This is a genomic window from Nocardia gipuzkoensis (assembly GCF_021183645.1).
Lineage (GTDB): Bacteria > Actinomycetota > Actinomycetes > Mycobacteriales > Mycobacteriaceae > Nocardia > Nocardia abscessus.
On sequence record NZ_CP089225.1, the window covers coordinates 665,062 to 682,594 of the forward strand.

Sequence of the window (17,533 nt, forward strand, 5' to 3'; positions counted from 1 at the left end):
TCCGGCTACCGGAACTTGGCCAGGCAGGCGCTCTCGCCGTCCAGAACGCCGGTGCGGAACGCCTCCAACCGCTGGTAGCCGCTTGCCACGACCTTGCCGTTCACGTCCGCGGCCGCCAGCCCGTCGGCGAGCAGGCCGGAGACCGCTTCGTCCAGGTCACCCGCGGACAGGTGCGGATCGCTGCCCGGCTCGCTCAGCTTCGTGGTCACCGCGCCGCTGAGGCAGGCGGTGCGCAGGCCCGCCGTCTCGGCACCGGTCAGCGACAGCTTGCGATCCTGTTGCACGGCGAGCACGTACCGCGACACGAAGACGACGAACGCGTTGTAGTCGCCGTCCACGACCGCCGAGAGCGGGTCCTCCCCCGCCATCGGTCCGCCACGGCGGGCCAGGGCAGGGACATCGGTGCCGATCCGGTTCGCGCTCGGGCAGTACGACACCGGCCGGGTGAGCGTGACCTCCGAGCAGCTGCGGCCCACCCCGGAATAATCGAACTGCGGCGGCCGCGCGATCGGGAAGATCTCGGCCAGCGCCTTGCTCAGGCTGGTCAGCGCGGCCGCGTCCACCGGCAGTTGCGCCTGCTCCTCACCGGGTTCGAAGGTGGTGGGCAGGTTGCCGCGGCGCTGGGCGATCTCCTTCCTGGAGATCTTCTTGCAGCCGTCCGCGCCGTCGGTGTAACCGATCTGCACCGCGGTCACCCGTTCGAAGGCCGACCCGTGCACGTTGTCCGGATCGTTCGGATCCTGGTCACGGACGGCCACCGTGGCGCCGAGCACGGCGTTGAGGCCGTCGGTGGTGTTGAGCGTGAAGTGCGCCGAATCCCCCTCCGCCGCATGGCGCAGGAAGACACCGGCGAGGCAGTCGGCCTGCTGTTCCTGCACCAGCGGCGGAGTCAGGAAACCGGCCAGCTTCGCCTGCCCCTGAATGGCGTGGCCGTACTCGTGGGCCAGCACCATCACCACCGCCATCTCGCCGTACTTCTGTACCAATTTCGGCAGCAGCACGCCGCGATCCCAGCCGATGGTGTGGTCGCCACCGCAGTAGGCGGCATTCACCACCTGGTAGGTGTCGGACTTGCAGAACTTGACCGATTGCGTCTTGGGCGCCTTCGCATCCCAGGAGATGTACCTGGTCACCGGCTTGAAGGTGCCGGGAAAGTACTCGGGGTACCGGGCGGTCCAGAACTCCTGGACGTCGGCGACGGCATTCAGGGCCAGCTTGTCGATCGCGCCGCCGTCGCCGTTGTCCGCCGTGAGCGGCGCGTCCGGCACGCCCTTGCGCGGACCGTTCGGGCCGGAAGCCGTCATCGATCCGGCCAGCTCCCAGGTGTCGGCAGGCGGCGAGACCTGCTGCGCCGGACGACCGTTCGTGCCCTGCGCGCATCCGGCCAGCACCATCGCCACCACCGCGAGCACGGCCACCACACCGAATCGCTTCTTCTTCGCCATCGACCCGCCTCCCCGAGTACCGCGTCTCGGGCCCGCCGAGCGCTCATATCGTAATCGCGGTAAATCGGTCGCGCGCATCAATCACCACGCAGTTGTCGCGAAACAGCGCGCCCGCGTGCGGAAACCGAGGCCGCGCCCCGCTGTGGTTGAACGCCGCATACGAAAAAACTTGCGGCTGAATGCCATACAGACCTCCGCTGCCGATCCCCCGAAGTGGATCTCGGCCCGGACCGGCTCCTCCGCCCCTTTCCGCTGCCGCTGACCGTCCCGGGCGGTAAAGCCGCTCGCAAGGCGACCGTGTCCACCTGTAAGGCCGCGTCGGCGACGTTCAGCGGCGCGAACGGTCGACCGTCGTCATGCTAAATTCGTCGCCAGTTTCGAGGAGGAGGGGGCGGAGTTGCTGCAAGCCGATGTGGACCAAATCCGTGCGATGGCGGACAAACTGCTCGCCGCGGGCAACACTATCGACAGCATCGATGTACGAACCTCTGCGGCGGGCCTGCAAGCGGCCGCGCCAGGGTCGGATATCCCGCGAGCGATCGAACTGGCCGCCGAGTTCGTCGAGGGCGCGTACCTGCGTGTCGCCGAGCGGCTGCGCGAGGTGGCGAACAAGTCCAAGGACGCGGCAGGCAATCTGCAGACCAGCGATCAGCAGTTCGCCCAGATGATGCACGCCATGGACGTGCACCATGCTTAGCCCCGGCGACGTCGAGCGCTGGGATCTCGGGGCGCTGAACACATGGACGGGCAAACTCGCCGAATCCCGATCCACGCTGACGGAGCAGCTCGACAGCGCGCGCAAGCACTTCGACGAGGTCCGGCACGACTGGCAGGGTGTCGCCTACGACGCCGCCTACAACCGGGTCGGCCAGGACCACGATCAGGGTAAGAAGCTCGGGTACGAGATCGACGAGCTGATCGAGATCCTGACGCGAGGAGTCGGTGCGGTAGCCGGGTTCCGGGACACGCTGCTGGCGAAGCTGAACGACGCGCGCGCCGCACAGCTCATGGTGGACGACACCTGGAAGGTGCTCGACAAAGAAGGCGTCGACCCCGAGGTGATCCGCACCCATCAAGATGCGATCAACGGTGCGTTCTCCCCGTTCCGCGACGCCGTCGAGGATTTGGCGAAGCAGATCGGCGACCAAGCGCTCGAGATCCGATCGGGCGGCGACCTCCTCGGCTCCAGCCTCGACGTCGCCGACGCCGACAACCAGGCAGCCCGGTTCGGCAAGCAGGACGGCAAGGCGCTCGCGGACGCGGCGCGCAACGGCGATACCGCGGCCATCGACCAGATCGCCTCCGACATGCCCGAGCACGTGCTGAGTCCGGACGAACTGCGCCGCCTCGCCGCGGGCGAGGAGATCAGCACCGTCCCGGCCAGCGTGCAGGACTACTACAAGGCGCTGTACCAGGAAGCGGGCAAGGACGGCATCCTCGCGCTGAACCAGCGACTGCTGGAGCGGGAACAGGCCGGTGATCCCGTCGCGGCGATGAAGCGCGACAACCTGGCCAACTCGCTCATGGTCGTGTCGAACGAGAAGATCGGCTCCGGCACGCGACGCGGCTCCTACGCTGACCTCCCGCCCGGCGTACGGGAACTGGTGTCCGGGCGCTACGAAGAACGCGACGACATGGTGATCGACGGACAACGCCCCGTCAAGGAGCAGATGCTTCAGCAGGCCGCATTCGCCGAACTGCTGACCCAAGCCAATCCCGGATACGAACCCGGCCGGACTCTCGGCATCGAACTGGGCAGACAGAGCGCCAGCCTCGCCGAATACGTCGAAGCCGGCGAGAAGGATTGGCACGGCTATCCGCCCGGCTTCGACAAGGGCGACCTGGACAAGGTCGAGGCAGCCAGCCGGCAGTTCCTGGAAACGAGCACCCGCAACAACGAATCCAGCTACGCCCTGCTGACCGGCAAAGATCCGAACACCGGCCAGGACATCCCCGGCGACCTGTCCTTCGGCGCCACGGACAACCTGTACAACCCGCAGGAGTTCGACCCGCAGAAATTCACCTCGACCGTCTTCTCCCACGAGTGGGACGACGACGGCAAAACCGCTGCGGGGCTGTACGAATGGATCGCCGATGGAACCGACAAGCCGGGACAGGAAGGACTGCTGGCCAAGCGTGCGCTGGCGGAGCTGCCGAACATCTTCGCACCGGAAGAGCTTGATGATTCCGGACGACCGAAGTTGAAGGCTGGCGAGGACGGCACGGTTTTCGAGGACAACGCGAAGGCGTTCGTCACCAATCCGAAGCTGGCGGACGGGCTTTCGCATGTTCTGGCTACGAACATGGAAACCTATCTGAACCCCAATGCGGATAGGACCGAGATCCACGACGATCCGCTGACTCCAGGCGACCAGGCCAATGTCATCCTCGACAGGACAGACGCCGACCGTTTGCTGTTCCTGGGCAGCCAGTCCGAGACCGGCAGGTTCAATCTGGAATTCGCCCGGCAGGCCTACGAAGCCGAGATGCTGGACCGGGCGATCACCGAAGGTGGCGGCGACCCGCAAAAGTGGCTGAACATCCACGCACCCGAACTCGCGACGCTGGACGCGCGGACCACCAATGCGTCCTTGAACGCGCTCACCTACCAGCTGGAAAAGACCGCCGACGACGATTTCAGCGCCAAGCAGGACACGTACGAGATGCGCCAGAAGGTCGGCGACATCGTCAAATCCCTGACCTTGGACAACCTTGAACTTCCCGGCCGGACACCAGTAAGCGTGATCGGCAACCAAGTGCTCGAAGTCGCCAAGGAAGAGGGCTACAACGCCGCTATGGAGAAGTTCAACCCCGAACCAGAGAAGGAATATCCCACATATCCCGACCGGTCTCAGGCAACCGCCGAAGCGAACCAGCAGATTATCCAGCAACTGTTCACCACACTGCACGCCAGCGGACAGCTGCCACCGGAATTCGTCGGCCCGGACGGCAAACCGCTCGACGTCGCCCCCTTCATGGCCCCCTCGCTGCAGCCGACGCTCAACCGGTTCCTCGACGACCGCAACCTGCTGGATTTCACTCGCTCTTACGTGAACGCGCATTCCTTCGAAATTCTCTCCGGCATGGCGCGAAAACCTGGAGACATGACGTACTACATGACAGGACAGCCCCCTGTGGAACCGGCGAAGAAATGAGGAAACCGTCACGGGTAGCGATAATCTGCGTCCTGCTCTGTGCGGCATTGAGCGGTTGCACACGGGACAAATCCGCCCCTGTCGACACCACATCGACCGCCTATATGTTCGACAATATATTCAATCCCTGCCGCCAAATGCCGCAACCATTCCTAGATAGACACCAGTTCGGCAGCAACCCAGAGAGCACCGATAACCGCATCGAGGACTACGTCTCTCTGGGATGCTTCTACCAGAGCCCGAAGTATCACCTCGCCGTGGGAGTAAGCAACGCACCGCTCAGCGAGGTCGGCCGCACGGCCCCCCACACATTCCAAACGATCCGTATTGCGGGGCGCTCCGCGAAAATCCAATCCCTACCGCAGGAGCAACGATTCTGTGTGCTGAGGGTCGAAATGACAGGCGGAATACTGTCGCTCTACCTGTCTCACGATGTCGCGCTCGATCCGTGCACAACCCTGACAGCACTGGCAGAGGAACTCGTACCACTACTCCCACCGGGAGTCTGAACCGGCACGGCGTGGCAGTCCGGCCTTCCGCAGGGACCTGTCAGATGATGAGCAGCCCAGGCGTTCAGTTCGTTTCCAGGGAGCGCTTGATCTCCGCATCCACGTAGGCGATGAGGCATTGCAGCGGCCAGCGGCCGTCGTCCATCGGCCCGAAAGTGTCGATACGGTCGCGTAGCTCCCATAAGAGGTTGTCGATCTCTTCGATGTCGTGCTCGGTCAGGCCACCGCGCTGAGTTTCGGCCAATGCCCCCAACAGTTCTCGATCGATCTCCGCCAGCTCGCCGTGAAGCCATTCGGTGCGGCCCAGGACGGCATCGTGGCTCTTCAGCTCGAGGTAGTCGAACAGGTTTCGTAACGGCGTCTGCTCGATGGTGTCCGGCGGCGGGAAGGGAACGCGATTGCGAACGGCGTCGAGCCGGCGCCGGACCTCGCGGGCACTGTCTATCGAGAAGTCCTCGCTCAGATAGGCCGACAGACGGAGAAGCAGTCGCTCGATATCACTCACTCTGCGGGCTCCCCTCTTTCGGTACCCGGCAGGCCCAGCGCTGAGCGGTAACCCATGGACGCTGCGGTATCGGCAACACCGGAACCTGCGCATCATAGCGGAGCGCCGTTCAGTGGAGCCGGATTCGGGCGATGAGGGCTCGGTGGTCGGAGCCGGGGACGGTGAGGCTGTGCAGGTCTTCGGCGGTGGCGTCCGCCAGCAGGATGTGGTCGATGCCGATCACCGGGCCCCAACTGCGGTCTTCCGGGTAAGTGGGCAGCAGACCGGCCCCGGTTTGGTCGGCGGCCGAGGCGAAGCGGCCACGCAGCAGATCGCGGTAGGCGGTGTGGTCGCGGGTCGCGTTGAAGTCGGCGCCCACGATAGCGGAGCCCTGGTGCGCGTCGAGGATTTCGCGGGTCTTGCGCATTTCCGCGGTCCAGGCGGGGAAGTCGAACGGCGGCGGGACCGGATGGAACGCGAAGACGGTGATCGGTCCGCGTTCCGGGTGATCCATCGTCGCGGAGATGTTGTGCAGGATGTAGCCGTCGTACTTCCTGGTGTCACGCAGCGGGTACCGGCTGTAGATGCCGGTGCCGCCACCGCCGTCGCGGGTCGGCTCGGTGTAGCGATGGGGCAGTTCGCCGAGCAGGCCCGCGCCCGCCAGCCGCTCGACCGCGGCCTCGGTCAGTTCGTCGACGGTCAGCACGTCGACGTGGTTGTCCCGCACCGCGCGCACCACGGCGGCCGGATCGGCGCCGCCGAACAGCAGATTCGACTGCATGACGGTCAACCGCGGACCGCTCGCGGCCCGGCTCTCCGGCACGAACACGGGAACCAGCGTCCACAACACCGCCACGGCCAGCACCCCGGCGACGGCCGCGCTGCGCCACCCGCGCGCGATCAGCAGCAGCACCACGCCGGCGATCGCGCCGATCATCAGGTACGACGCCCCCGAGGCGAGCAACACCAGCCAGCGCTGCTGCCACGCGCCGAAATGCAGCACGATCCCGACGGCGCCCACAGCGACAGCGCACCACCCCACACCGAGCAATGCCCGGCCCATCCATTCACGCATGCGGTCGAGCCTAGGCAATGTCTTCGAAGACGCGGTGGAGCGCAGGTGTGGGTTCTGTGTGGCTCGAGTGAGATCCGCCCCACGTCTACACTGGCTCACTACTGTCGGCGACGTGACGAGGTCGAGGATGTACGTCGAGGAATTCCCGGCGAAGGGGCCGCTCACAGCCGAGGTCGCCGAAGACCTGGCCTTCGTTCCGGGCGTATCTCGTTCGTCCATCACGATCAGCAGTAACGGGCGCAGCGTGCACGCGCCCGTTCTGCCGGTGGCCTGGGACATCCTGCGGATCGACTCCGGCACCATGGTCACCGTCACCGCCGCCAACGGGCTCGGTGACGAAGACCGGCTGGCCATACGCCAGTTCGTCGACCGCTTCCAAGCGTTGACCGATACTCCGAGCACTCGGTCGGCGGCACGCGCGGCGGATGCCCCAGACGGGATCGGCAAGCGCATGTTCCGACTGCGAGGCTGCGGTGGGAGGACCGCTACCCCGCGCGGGTCGCGGCCCTCCTGAGCATCACCGGCCCGGTCGTCGGCGCGATGCGGGTGCGGCGGAGTACCGGCGCAGGAGATTCGACCTTCCGCGCGATAGCGGCCCGGCCGAGGGACACCGGATGGATCGCGTCGCGTGCGTCACGGTGCGCGGCGACTCATCAGATCGCTCAGTTCGGCCGTGTCGGTGGTCAGTGATCCTCCCGCGAATTCGAGCGTGGCGTAGGACCTTTCGGCGGCTTCCGGGTGGCCCGCTCCGCAGGCGTCGGGGACGATGATCGGCAGATAGCCCAGATCCAGGCTGTGCCGGACCGTCGGCTCGATGCCCACTTCCATGGCGATGCCCGCGACGGCGTAGGTGTCGATGCCGCTGTCGCGGAGGGCGAAGTCCAGCGGCGTCGACGCGAACGCCGACATGGTGATCTTGTCGAACACCACCTCGTCCGGTCCGGGCGTCAATTCGGGCGCCAACTGGAACTGCGGTGAGCCCTGCGGAAAGCTGGAGCGCAGGGCGGCTGGGTCGTCCACCCGCTGCCAGGACATCGCGGTGCGCAGCTGCGCGACACCCGAGGCCGCGACCGGCAGCGACATGTGCCGGGTATAGAACACCCGGAAACCACCGGCCCGCGCGGCGTCGCGCAACCGCACGCACGCGCGGACGATCTGCTCACCCTCCGGGATCTGCCGCACGATGCCGACCTGCATGTCGTAGATGAGCAGCGCCATCCGCGCGGGATCGCAGGCCTCGGATACGGTCTGCGGGATGCTCAGGCCGAACGCGTGTCGCATGCTCACGCGGTCCGGTCGTAGGGCTCGGCGACATCGACGGCCGGGTCCATCAGCGCTTCCAGCGGCAACGGCGCCTGCACCGGGACGTACGTCCACTCCAGGTACCCGGCCTTGGTGAGCGGGAAGTCGGCGACGTACTTCTGTGCCTCCTCGACGCTGTCGACCTCGAACACGATGACCACGCCGGGCTCGTCGGCCCGGGCGTAGTTCTCCCGGACGATGCCCGCCTTCCACAGCCGCCACACGTTGGCGACCTCCTCGGGCAGGTACGGGTTGATCGTCTCCAGGGTGACGCCGGGCTTGAATCGGTCGAAAACGATGACCTTCATTGCTGTTTCGCTCCATGGTTGCGGTTGTCGATTTGAACGGCATCCATGGAATCGTGATGATTACAGTGTTACAAGAACGCACTTTTCGGTGAGTAGGTAGCCAGGAGGTCCACCGCGTGCCCGACAAGCGCTACCAGTGCGCCGTGGAAGTGACCGTCGACCTGATCGGCGGCAAGTGGAAGCCGGTGATCCTGGCCCACCTCAAGGAGGGCGTGCACCGCTACGGCGAGCTGCGCAGGCGGATGCCGACCACCAGCGAGAAGATGCTGGTCCAGCAACTGCGCGAACTGGAATCCGACGGCCTGGTCCGCCGCACCGTCTTCGACACGGTGCCTCCGCAGGTCGAGTACACCCTGACCGACGAAGGCCGCACCCTCGTCCCCGTCCTCACCGCGCTCTACGACTGGGGTGAACAGCGGGCGGCCCGCACCGGCCTCGCCCTCGGATCGTGAGTCCGGCCGTGCGGCGATGTGGGACCCGGTGCGCGCGGAACCGTCACGCGCCGAAGACTCGCTCGACGACAGCTTTGGCGCGCCGCGTGACGCGCATGTAGTGGTCGAGGAATTCGCTGCCGTCGTCGTTGGGCCATCCCGCGACGCGCGCGACGGCGGACAAGAGGCGCCCGGGGCCCGGGAGCTGGTCGCTCGGCTTGCCGCGCACCAGAACCAGGGCATTGCGCGCGTTGGTGGCGGTCAGCCACGCGTCCCGCAGCAGCGTCACGTCGTGGGCGTCCAGCAGCTCGGTCTGCTCGATCACGTCCAGCGCTTGCAGCGTGGAGGTGTTGTGCAGGCCGGGCACCTCGTGGGCGTGGCGCAGCTGCATCAGCTGGACGGTCCACTCGATGTCGGCCAGGCCGCCGCGCCCGAGCTTGGTGTGCGTGGCCGGATCCGCGCCGCGGGGCAGCCGCTCCGCGTCCACCCTGGCCTTGATCCGCCGGATCTCGCGCACCGATTCGGCCGACACACCGCCCTCCGGGTACCGCACCTTGTCGATGACGTGCAGAAAGCGCACCCCGAGCGCCTCGTCACCGGCCACCTGATGAGCGCGCAGCAACGCCTGCACCTCCCAGGGTTGTGCCCACTGCTCGTAGTACGCGGCGTAGGCGCCCAGCGTGCGCACCAGCGGGCCGTTGCGCCCCTCTGGGCGCAGCCCGGCGTCCACGTGCAGCGGCGGGTCGGTGCTCGGCGCTCCGAGCAGCTGCTGCACCCGGTCGGCCACCCCGGTGGCCCATTTCACGGCCTTGGTCTCGTCCTCGCCCGGCCGCGGGGCGCAGACGAACAGCACGTCCGCGTCGGAGCCGTAGCCGAGTTCCATGCCGCCGAGCCGGCCCATGCCGATCACCGCGATGTCGGCGGGCGCGGGCGCACCCCGCTCCGCCTCGCTCGCCCGGATCACCGCCAGCAACGACGCTTCGAGTACCGCGACCCACACCGACGACAGCGCCCGGCACACCTGGGGCACCTCGAGCATGCCGAGCAGATCGGCCGACGCCACCCGGGCCAGCTCGTGCCTGCGCAACGAACGAGCCGCGGCCACAGCGCGTTTCGGGTCATCGTAGCGGGCGGCGGCGGTGAGGATGCCGCGGGCCACCTCGTCGGGCTGCGGGCCCAGCAGCAGCGGGCCGCCGGGTCCGTCGGCGTACATCCGGATGGTCTCGGGCGCGTTGATCAGCAGATCGGGCAGATACGCCGAGGAGCCGAGCACGATCATGAGCCGCTGCGCGATGGCTCCCTCGTCGCGCAGTTCGCGCAGGAACCAGATCTGGTCGGCGAGCCCCTCCGACACCCGGCGGTAGGCCAGCAGTCCCGCATCGGGATTCGGTGTGTCGCTGAGCCATTCGAGCAGCGTCGGCAGCAGCAGGGCTTGAATGCGGCCTTTGCGGGACACGCCGCCGGTCAGCGCCTTCAGATGACCGAGCGCGTGCTCCGGCGCCGCGTAGCCCAGCGCGGCCAGCTGCCGGATCGCGGCCTCGGGGCTCAGCCGCAACGCGTCGGAGTCCAGGCGCGCCACCGATTCCAGCAGCGGCCGGTAGAACAACTTCGCGTGCAATCGCCGCACTCGTACCGCGTTCCGGCGGATCTCGCTGCTGAGCACACCGACCGCGTCCTGTCTGCCGTCGGGCCGGATGTGCGCGGCACGGGCCAGCCACCGCATGCCTTCCTCGTCGTCGGCGGCGGGCAGCGTATGGGTGCGGCGTAGCCGCTGTAGCTGGAGCCGGTGTTCCAGCAACCGCAGGAATTCGTACGACGCCGTGAGATTGGCCGCGTCGTCGCGACCGACGTACCCGCCCGCGGCCAGCGCGGTCAGCGCCTCGACCGTGCCCTGCACGTGCAACGTCTCGTCCACCCGCCCGTGCACCAATTGCAGTAGCTGCACGGCGAATTCGACATCGCGCAGACTGCCGTGCCCGAGTTTGAGCTCACGCTCGCGCAGGTCGGCGGGTACCAGATCCTCCACCCGCCGGCGCATCGCCTGGACGTCGGCCACGAAGTCGGGACGTTCCGACGCCTGCCAGACCATCGGCATCAGCGCGGCGCGGTACTGCTCGCCGAGCGCGAGATCACCGGTCGCCGGGCGGTTCTTCAACAGCGCCTGGAACTCCCAGGTCCGTGCCCACCGCTTGTAGTAGGCGACGTGTGAATCCAGCGTCCGCACCAGCGCCCCGGCTTTGCCCTCCGGCCGCAGCGCCGCGTCGACTTCGAAGAACGCCTGGCTCGCCACGCTCATCATCTCCGCGGCCAGGCGCGTGGCGGTGGCGTCGGCCGGTTCGGCGACGAAGACCACGTCGACGTCGCTGACGTAGTTCAGCTCGCGCGCGCCGCACTTGCCCATCGCGAGCACGCCCAGCCGCACCGATACCGGGGCGTCCTTGCAGACCCGCGCCACGGCGACCGCCAGCGCCGCGGTCAGGGCGGCGTCGGCCAGGTCGGTGAGCTGCCTGCCGACCACCTGGTAGGGCAGCACGGGCTCGTTCTCCACGGTGGCCGCCAGATCCAGCGCGGCCAGCAGCATCAATTGGTCCCGGTACCGCCTGCGCAGCGACGCCACCACTTCGGGGCCGGAGATCCCGGCACGGAACAGCAGCGGCGCCGCGTTCGGCCCCTGCTCGGGTTCCGCCTCGACCACCGCGAGCAGATCGGCGATCAGCTCGTCGCGATCGGGCAACTCCTTGCGCCGCAGGACCTCCCAGGCCGACGGCTCGGCGACGAGGTGATCACCCAGCGCGCTGGACGAGCCGAGCAGCGCGAACAGCCTGCCACGCAGCGACGTATCCGTGCGGATCGCCGAATCGATGGCGTCCCAACCATTTCCGATGCTCTCGCGCAGCCGCATGAGGGTGCTCAGCGCCAGGTCGGCGTCCGGTGCGCGGGACAGCGCCCACAGCACGGGGATGCTCTCGACGTTGTCCCAGCCCAGGTCGCGCAGCGACGCGGCAGCGGACGGCTCGAGCAACCCGAGCCGGCCGACACCAGGGACGGCGGAGCGCGCAGACGGTGGCCGGACCATGGTTCTCAAATTACATGGCCGGGACCGGGGGCACGCCGCCCACGGACATCGCCCGGGTTACAACCCCAGGTATTCCTTGAGCTCGAACGGCGTGACCTGGCTGCGGTAGTCCGCCCACTCCCGGCGCTTGTTGCGCAGGAAGAAGTCGAACACGTGCTCACCGAGGGTCTCGGCGACCAGTTCGGAGCGCTCCATCGCCTGCAGCGCCTCGTCCAGCGTGCCGGGCAGCTCACGGAAGCCCATCGCGCGCCGCTCCGCGACGGTCAGCGCGAACACGTCGTCCTCCGCCTCCGGCGGCAGCGTGTAGCCCTTCTCGATGCCCCGCAAACCGGCCGCGAGCAGGACGGCGAAGGTCAGGTAGGGGTTGCACGCGGAATCTGGGCTGCGAATCTCGACACGGCGCGAGGAAGACTTGTTCGGCGTGTACATCGGCACGCGGACCAGCGCGGAGCGATTGGACCGGCCCCACGAGGCGGCCGTGGGCGCCTCGCCGCCGTGGATGAGGCGCTTGTAGGAGTTCACCCACTGGTTGGTGACCGCGCTGATCTCCGGGGCGTGCTCGAGGATGCCCGCGATGAACGCCCGCGCCGTCTCCGACAGGTTCATCGGGTCGTCGGGGTCGTGGAAGGCGTTGGTCTCGCCTTCGAACAAGCTCATGTGCGTGTGCATCGCCGAGCCCGGGTACTGGGCGAACGGCTTGGGCATGAAGGTCGCGCGCACGCCCTCGTCGATGGCCACTTCCTTGATCAGGTAGCGGAAGGTCATCACGTTGTCGGCCATGGACAGCGCGTCGGCGTAGCGCAGGTCGATCTCCTGCTGGCCCGGTGCGCCCTCGTGGTGGCTGAACTCCACGGAGATGCCCATGGACTCCAGCGCGTCGATGGCGTGGCGGCGGAAGTTCGGCGCCGAATCGTGCACGGCCTGGTCGAAGAAGCCGCCGCTGTCGGCGGGTACCGGCGCTGCGCCCTGCGGACCGTTCTCCAGCAGGAAGAACTCGATCTCGGGGTGCACGTAGCAACTGAAGCCGACATCGCCGGCCTTGTTCAGCTGGCGCCGTAGCACGTGGCGCGGGTCGGCCCAGGACGGCGAGCCGTCGGGCATGGTGATGTCGCAGAACATGCGCGCGGAGTGCTGGTGGCCCTTGCTGGTGGCCCACGGCAGCACCTGGAAGGTCGACGGGTCCGGCCGGGCGACCATGTCGGCCTCCGAGACGCGGGCGAAGCCCTCGATGGCCGAGCCGTCGAAACCGATACCCTCTTCGAACGCGCCTTCCAGCTCGGCGGGGGCGATCGCGACGGACTTCAGGTAACCCAAGACGTCGGTGAACCAGAGACGTACGAAGCGGATGTCCCGCTCTTCGAGCGTCCGCAGCACGAATTCCTTCTGGCGATCCATGTCCGCGAGCGTAAGCATCCGGCGTTAAATCTGTGTTACATACACGCTTAAGATTGCTGACCTGGATTTTTTCGAAAGACTCCGCACAGCCGGATCGTCCGGTTTGTGAGATTTCCGCTGCGAACCGGGCGCCGTCACCCCGTCAGCAACCGGCGCGGGGTTCAGCAGGTGAGGCCAGGAGAGGGTTCGGTCAGGTCGATCAGATAGGCGGTGACCGCGTCGTCCACACACGCCACGCCGCCCGCCAGCGCCACCGTGTGCCGGTTGCCCTGGTAGGTGATCAGCGCGGCGCCCAGCTGCGCGGCCAGGTCGACGCCGGCCTGGTACGGCGTGGCCGGATCCTCGGTCGTGGACACCACCACCGTCTTCGGCAGGCCCGTCACGGAAATACGGTGCGGTTCACTCGTGTTCGGCACCGGCCACGCGGTGCACAGCTCCAGCGGAGCCGCCCCGGTGGCGCGGCCGTCGTCCAGGAACGGTGCGGCCTTGCGGTACTCCGCGTCCTGGCGTGCTGTGACCGCGCGATCGCTGATGCGCGGGTCATCGACGCACCGGATGGCGTTGAACGCGTCGGTGGTGTTGGAGTAGCTGCCGTCGTCGCGGCGGCCGTCGTAGATGTCGGCCAGCGCCAGCAGCGTGTCGCCGCGTCCGTCGCGCAGCTCGGACAACCCCAGCGTGAGCACCTTCCACAGCTCGTCGGTGTAGAGCGCCTGCCGCACGCCGGTGAGCGCGTCACCGTAGGTGAGCCCGCGCGGATCGGTGGTCGGGGCGGGCTTGTCCCACAGCGGGTTCACCAGAGCGCGGAAGCGCGCCACCGCCTGCGCCGGATCGGCGCCGAGCGGGCAGTCCGGCTGCTTCGCGCAGTCCGCGGCGTAGGCGTCGAACACCTTCTGGAAGCCCGCCGCCTGCCGCAGCGACTCCTGCACCGGGTCCTGTGAGGAGTCGATGGCGCCGTCGAGCACCATGGCGCGCACCCGGTCCGGGAACTTCTCGGCGTACGCCGAGCCGATCTTGGTGCCGTAGGAGTACCCGATGTAGGTCAGCTCGGCGTCGCCCAGCACGCCACGCATGACGTCGAGGTCCTGCACCACTTCGCGGGTGCCCACGTGGGCGAGGAAATCCTTCCCGGTGCGCTCGGTGCAGCGGTCGGCGTACTCGCGATTGTCGGCCTCGGCGTCGGCGATGCCCTCCCGGGTGTAGTCCTCTTGGGGCTCGGCGCGCTCGGCGTCCTGCTCCTGCGGGGTCTGGCAGACGATCAGCGGTGTGGAGGACCCGACGCCGCGCGGATCGAAACCGACCCGGTCGAAGCGCTCGGCCAGCGGCGTCTTGTTGGCGAGTGAGGACATGGCGAGCCCGGACTCCCCCGGTCCACCCGGGTTCATCAGCAGCGAACCGACGCGCCGTCCGGTCGCCTGGATCCGGGACACCGCGATCTGCGCGGTCGGGCCGTCGGGCGCCGCGTAGTCCACCGGCACGGTGATCCGCGCGCACTGGGTGTTCGGGGGCAGTCGGTCGTCCGGGCCGCCGAAGTCGGCGCAGTCCCCCCACTGCACGGCCTGGCCGTAGAACTTCTCCAGTCCGGTGGGCGCGGCCGGCATCGGCTGACCCGATTCGGTGCGGGTGACGGCGCATCCCGAGACCAGGACCGCGACCAAGGCCGGCACCGCCACCACGAGCGCACCGCGCCTACTCCGCACCGTCGACATGTCTCGATATTGCCATCGAGCCAACCTGGACGCCGACCCGGGCGAGCCCACGCGCCGCTGTGACCAATTGCACCGGTCATCGGCCTTAATCCGGCACCGTGGCGGGTGGCACACTGAATCTCGTCAGACAATCCCGGGGACCCGGACGGGCCCCGAGGCGACACAGACGAAAGGGACGATGATGTCCGTATCCCATTCGGAAACCCCTGCCTACGGTGCGGCGCCCGCGGAGCCCAAGAAGGCGCGCAAGACCCGGGTGCACCACCTGCAGCAGATGAAAGCCGACGGCGAGCGCTGGGCGATGCTGACCGCCTACGACTACTCCTCGGCGCGGCTGTTCGAAGAGGCAGGCATTCCCGTGCTGCTGGTCGGCGACTCCGCGGCCAACGTCGTCTACGGCTACGACACCACCGTGCCGATCACCGTGGACGAGCTCATCCCGCTGGTGCGCGGCGTGGTGCGCGGCGCACCACACGCGCTGGTGGTGGCCGACCTGCCGTTCGGCACCTATGAGTCCTCCCCGCAGCAGGCCCTGGCCACCGCGACCCGGTTCATGAAGGAGGGCGGGGCGCACGCGGTGAAGCTGGAGGGCGGCGAGCGGGTCGCCGAGCAGATCGCGGTGATCACCGCGGCGGGCATCCCGGTCATGGCGCATATCGGCTTCACTCCGCAGAGCGTGAACACGCTGGGCGGATTCCGGGTGCAAGGCCGCGGCGACGGCGCCGAGCAGCTGATCGCCGACGCCATCGCGGTCCAGGAGGCGGGCGCGTTCTCGGTGGTCATGGAAATGGTTCCGGCCGAGCTGGCCGGGCAGGTCACCCGCAAGCTGACCATTCCGACCGTCGGCATCGGCGCGGGCGCCGACACCGACGCGCAGGTGCTGGTCTGGCAGGACATGGCCGGCTACACCAGCGGCAAGACCGCGAAGTTCGTCAAGCGCTTCGGCAACATCGGCGACGAGTTGCGCACCGCCGCCGCGGCGTACGCCGACGAAGTGCGCCGGGGCACCTTCCCCGGCCCGGAGCACAGCTTCTGACCGGCGGCTCCGAGGAGACGACGACCGGCCGGGCAGCGCGCACCCCTCACGCTGCCCGGCCGACCGCTGCGACCACGCTCGATGAGTTGCGCGGGCACTTCTGAACTATTCCCAGCGAAATCGGCGGGTTCGGGCCGGTCGGTGAAATCAATGGCAGACTCGATGCCGACAATACCGACACGACCAGAGGTACCGATGCCGTACAGCCGTTGGATTTCACGCAGCACCCTGCTGGTGGCGGGCGCTCTCGCCGCCGCGGCGTTGACCGCTTGCGGCAGCGAGACGAGTCCGGAGCCCACCGGCAGCTCGAGTTCGACCACGGCGTCGGCCACCGCCACGCCCGGCACGACCTCCGGCCGCGTCACGCCCGCCAGCCCGGAGATCTCCGACGCGGCCGCGATCCAGCTGTGCGACATGATCCGGCCGGAGCTGTCCAACTGGCGCATCCAGGGCGGGACCCTCGGCAAGATCGGGTTGAACGCGCTGGTGCACGAATGGGCGCTGCGCAACGGCGGCATCAACGCCGCGGTGCTGGGCGACAAGGCGATCGTCGACCGCGTCACCACGAAGAGCTGCGCTGACGTGCGTCAGCAGGCCGTGGAGGCGCTGGGCATCCCGGACCTGGCCTCCGGTCTGGCGTTCTGATCCGGCCGGCCCGATGCGCACCCTCTATCCCGCGATCGAGCCCTACGAGTCCGGCATGCTGGCGGTCGGCGACGGCCAGTCGGTGTACTGGGAGGTCAGCGGCAACCCGGACGGCAAGCCCGTGGTGTTCCTGCACGGCGGCCCCGGTGGCGGCACCGCGCCGTTCCACCGGCGATTCTTCGATCCGGCCGCCTACCGCATCGTGCTGTTCGACCAGCGGGGTTGCGGCCGCTCCACCCCGCATCTGGCCGACGGCGCGAGTCTGGAGCACAACACCACCGCGCACCTGATCGCCGACATCGAGGCGCTGCGCGAACATCTGGCCGTCGAACGCTGGCAGGTATTCGGCGGCTCTTGGGGTTCCACGCTCGCGCTGGCCTACGCGCAGCGGCACCCCGAACGCGTGACCGAATTGGTGCTGCGCGGAATCTTCCTGTTGCGCCGCAAGGAAATCGACTGGTACTACAACGGTGCCGCGGGTTACGTCTACCCGGACGAGTGGGAGAAATTCCTCGCGCCGGTCCCCGAGGACGAACGCGACCAGGACCTGGTCGAGGTCTACCACCGGCTGCTGCACTCGCCCGACGAAGACCTCGCCCGCGCGGCCGCGATCGCCTGGTCCACCTGGGAGGGCGCGACGAGTTCGCTACTGCCGCACCCGGATCGAGTGGCCGAAACGGCCGAGCCCCGGTTCGCGCTGGCTTTCGCCAGAATCGAGAACCATTACTTCCGCCACGGCGGGTTCCTCGACGAGGGCCAGCTGCTGCGCGACATCGCCGCCATCAGGCACATTCCCGCCGTGATCGTGCAGGGCCGCCACGACATCGTCTGTCCGGCGGTCAGCGCGTGGGAACTGCATCGAGCCTGGCCCGGGTCGGTCCTGCACATCGTGGACGACGCCGGGCACGCGGCGAACGAGCCCGGCATCACCCATCACCTCGTGGAAGCGACCGACCGATTCTCGAC

Annotated in this window: 15 protein-coding genes and 1 pseudogene; 8 read left to right on the forward strand and 8 right to left on the reverse strand. The window is 68.0% G+C overall.

All coding sequences use genetic code 11. From position 1 onward, the window contains the following. Positions 1 to 5 precede the first annotated feature (5 nt). Positions 6 to 1,445, reverse strand: a complete 1,440-nt coding sequence (locus LTT66_RS03080; RefSeq protein WP_233063613.1) for a neutral zinc metallopeptidase — start codon at positions 1,443 to 1,445, stop codon at positions 6 to 8. Between the two features lie 397 nt (positions 1,446 to 1,842). Here LTT66_RS03080 and LTT66_RS03085 point away from each other — a divergent pair, with 397 nt between their 5' ends. The 3 genes from LTT66_RS03085 to LTT66_RS37325 all read left to right on the forward strand — a co-directional run bounded on the left by LTT66_RS03085 (position 1,843) and on the right by LTT66_RS37325 (position 5,109). Next, positions 1,843 to 2,142 carry a hypothetical protein gene (locus tag LTT66_RS03085; protein WP_233063615.1) on the forward strand — a complete coding sequence of 100 codons (300 nt, stop codon included), beginning with the start codon at positions 1,843 to 1,845 and terminating at the stop codon, positions 2,140 to 2,142. A gap of 310 nt (positions 2,143 to 2,452) precedes the next feature. Next, a complete protein-coding gene (locus tag LTT66_RS03090) occupies positions 2,453 to 4,600 on the forward strand; it encodes a TPR repeat region-containing protein (protein WP_233063618.1) in 2,148 nt (715 codons plus the stop codon). Next, positions 4,597 to 5,109, forward strand: a complete 513-nt coding sequence (locus tag LTT66_RS37325; RefSeq protein WP_408638738.1) for a DUF3558 family protein — start codon at positions 4,597 to 4,599, stop codon at positions 5,107 to 5,109. Before LTT66_RS03090 ends, LTT66_RS37325 begins: the two co-directional genes overlap by 4 nt. Before the next feature lie 64 nt (positions 5,110 to 5,173). Here the strand turns inward: LTT66_RS37325 and LTT66_RS03095 are convergent, their stop codons facing one another. Further along, positions 5,174 to 5,614 carry a hypothetical protein gene (locus LTT66_RS03095; protein WP_233063620.1) on the reverse strand — a complete coding sequence of 147 codons (441 nt, stop codon included), beginning with the start codon at positions 5,612 to 5,614 and terminating at the stop codon, positions 5,174 to 5,176. Positions 5,615 to 5,723: 109 nt separating this feature from the next. Continuing rightward, positions 5,724 to 6,668, reverse strand: coding sequence for an endonuclease/exonuclease/phosphatase family protein (locus LTT66_RS03100; protein ID WP_233063622.1), 945 nt, complete (start codon positions 6,666 to 6,668; stop codon positions 5,724 to 5,726). A 112-nt stretch (positions 6,669 to 6,780) separates the two neighbouring features. Here LTT66_RS03100 and LTT66_RS03105 point away from each other — a divergent pair, with 112 nt between their 5' ends. Then, positions 6,781 to 7,182, forward strand: a complete 402-nt coding sequence (locus LTT66_RS03105; protein ID WP_233063624.1) for a hypothetical protein — start codon at positions 6,781 to 6,783, stop codon at positions 7,180 to 7,182. A 119-nt stretch (positions 7,183 to 7,301) separates the two neighbouring features. On the opposite strand, the gene LTT66_RS03110 is transcribed toward LTT66_RS03105, so the two are convergent. Further along, positions 7,302 to 7,949 (reverse strand): cysteine hydrolase, encoded by a 648-nt coding sequence (locus tag LTT66_RS03110; protein WP_233068975.1) that lies wholly within the window; start codon positions 7,947 to 7,949, stop codon positions 7,302 to 7,304. 2 nt (positions 7,950 to 7,951) lie between these two features. Next, positions 7,952 to 8,278: a YciI family protein gene (locus tag LTT66_RS03115; protein WP_043689051.1), complete on the reverse strand. Its 327-nt coding sequence runs from the start codon at positions 8,276 to 8,278 to the stop codon at positions 7,952 to 7,954. Positions 8,279 to 8,394: 116 nt separating this feature from the next. Here LTT66_RS03115 and LTT66_RS03120 point away from each other — a divergent pair, with 116 nt between their 5' ends. Continuing rightward, positions 8,395 to 8,730, forward strand: coding sequence for a winged helix-turn-helix transcriptional regulator (locus LTT66_RS03120; protein WP_195065261.1), 336 nt, complete (start codon positions 8,395 to 8,397; stop codon positions 8,728 to 8,730). Positions 8,731 to 8,773: 43 nt separating this feature from the next. Here LTT66_RS03120 and LTT66_RS03125 read toward each other — a convergent pair whose 3' ends face one another. From LTT66_RS03125 to LTT66_RS03135, 3 genes are all read right to left on the reverse strand, one after another. Beyond that, complete coding sequence (locus tag LTT66_RS03125) at positions 8,774 to 11,785, reverse strand: bifunctional [glutamine synthetase] adenylyltransferase/[glutamine synthetase]-adenylyl-L-tyrosine phosphorylase (RefSeq protein ID WP_233063626.1); 3,012 nt, start codon at positions 11,783 to 11,785, stop codon at positions 8,774 to 8,776. A 57-nt stretch (positions 11,786 to 11,842) separates the two neighbouring features. Next, positions 11,843 to 13,180 carry a type I glutamate--ammonia ligase gene (gene glnA / locus LTT66_RS03130; RefSeq protein WP_233063630.1) on the reverse strand — a complete coding sequence of 446 codons (1,338 nt, stop codon included), beginning with the start codon at positions 13,178 to 13,180 and terminating at the stop codon, positions 11,843 to 11,845. A 161-nt stretch (positions 13,181 to 13,341) separates the two neighbouring features. Beyond that, the gene (locus LTT66_RS03135) at positions 13,342 to 14,886 is read right to left on the reverse strand and encodes an alpha/beta hydrolase (RefSeq protein ID WP_233063632.1); all 1,545 of its coding nucleotides are present in this window, start codon (positions 14,884 to 14,886) and stop codon (positions 13,342 to 13,344) included. Between the two features lie 181 nt (positions 14,887 to 15,067). Here LTT66_RS03135 and panB point away from each other — a divergent pair, with 181 nt between their 5' ends. The 3 genes and pseudogenes from panB to pip form a co-directional block, all read left to right on the forward strand. Continuing rightward, entirely contained in the window at positions 15,068 to 15,922 is an 855-nt protein-coding gene (gene panB, locus LTT66_RS03140) for a 3-methyl-2-oxobutanoate hydroxymethyltransferase (RefSeq protein ID WP_195098367.1), read from the forward strand. Between the two features lie 195 nt (positions 15,923 to 16,117). Then, positions 16,118 to 16,567, forward strand: coding sequence for an RIP homotypic interaction motif-containing protein (locus tag LTT66_RS03145; RefSeq protein WP_233063633.1), 450 nt, complete (start codon positions 16,118 to 16,120; stop codon positions 16,565 to 16,567). A 13-nt stretch (positions 16,568 to 16,580) separates the two neighbouring features. Next, positions 16,581 to 17,528: pseudogene (gene pip, locus LTT66_RS03150) on the forward strand (prolyl aminopeptidase); the annotation flags it as partial. Positions 17,529 to 17,533 lie beyond the last annotated feature (5 nt).

Excerpts from the sequence above, each read along its gene's own strand:
- LTT66_RS03080 (WP_233063613.1), bottom strand. The coding sequence starts at position 1,445 with ATGGCGAAGAAGAAGCGATTCGGTGTGGTGGCCGTGCTCGCGGTGGTG.
- LTT66_RS03090 (WP_233063618.1), top strand. The coding sequence starts at position 2,453 with ATGGTGGACGACACCTGGAAGGTGCTCGACAAAGAAGGCGTCGACCCC.
- LTT66_RS37325 (WP_408638738.1), top strand. The coding sequence starts at position 4,597 with ATGAGGAAACCGTCACGGGTAGCGATAATCTGCGTCCTGCTCTGTGCG.
- LTT66_RS03100 (WP_233063622.1), bottom strand. The coding sequence starts at position 6,668 with ATGCGTGAATGGATGGGCCGGGCATTGCTCGGTGTGGGGTGGTGCGCT.
- LTT66_RS03110 (WP_233068975.1), bottom strand. The coding sequence starts at position 7,949 with ATGCGACACGCGTTCGGCCTGAGCATCCCGCAGACCGTATCCGAGGCC.
- LTT66_RS03115 (WP_043689051.1), bottom strand. The coding sequence starts at position 8,278 with ATGAAGGTCATCGTTTTCGACCGATTCAAGCCCGGCGTCACCCTGGAG.
- LTT66_RS03125 (WP_233063626.1), bottom strand. The coding sequence starts at position 11,785 with ATGGTCCGGCCACCGTCTGCGCGCTCCGCCGTCCCTGGTGTCGGCCGG.
- glnA (WP_233063630.1), bottom strand. The coding sequence starts at position 13,180 with ATGGATCGCCAGAAGGAATTCGTGCTGCGGACGCTCGAAGAGCGGGAC.
- LTT66_RS03135 (WP_233063632.1), bottom strand. The coding sequence starts at position 14,886 with ATGTCGACGGTGCGGAGTAGGCGCGGTGCGCTCGTGGTGGCGGTGCCG.
- panB (WP_195098367.1), top strand. The coding sequence starts at position 15,068 with ATGTCCGTATCCCATTCGGAAACCCCTGCCTACGGTGCGGCGCCCGCG.
- LTT66_RS03145 (WP_233063633.1), top strand. The coding sequence starts at position 16,118 with ATGCCGTACAGCCGTTGGATTTCACGCAGCACCCTGCTGGTGGCGGGC.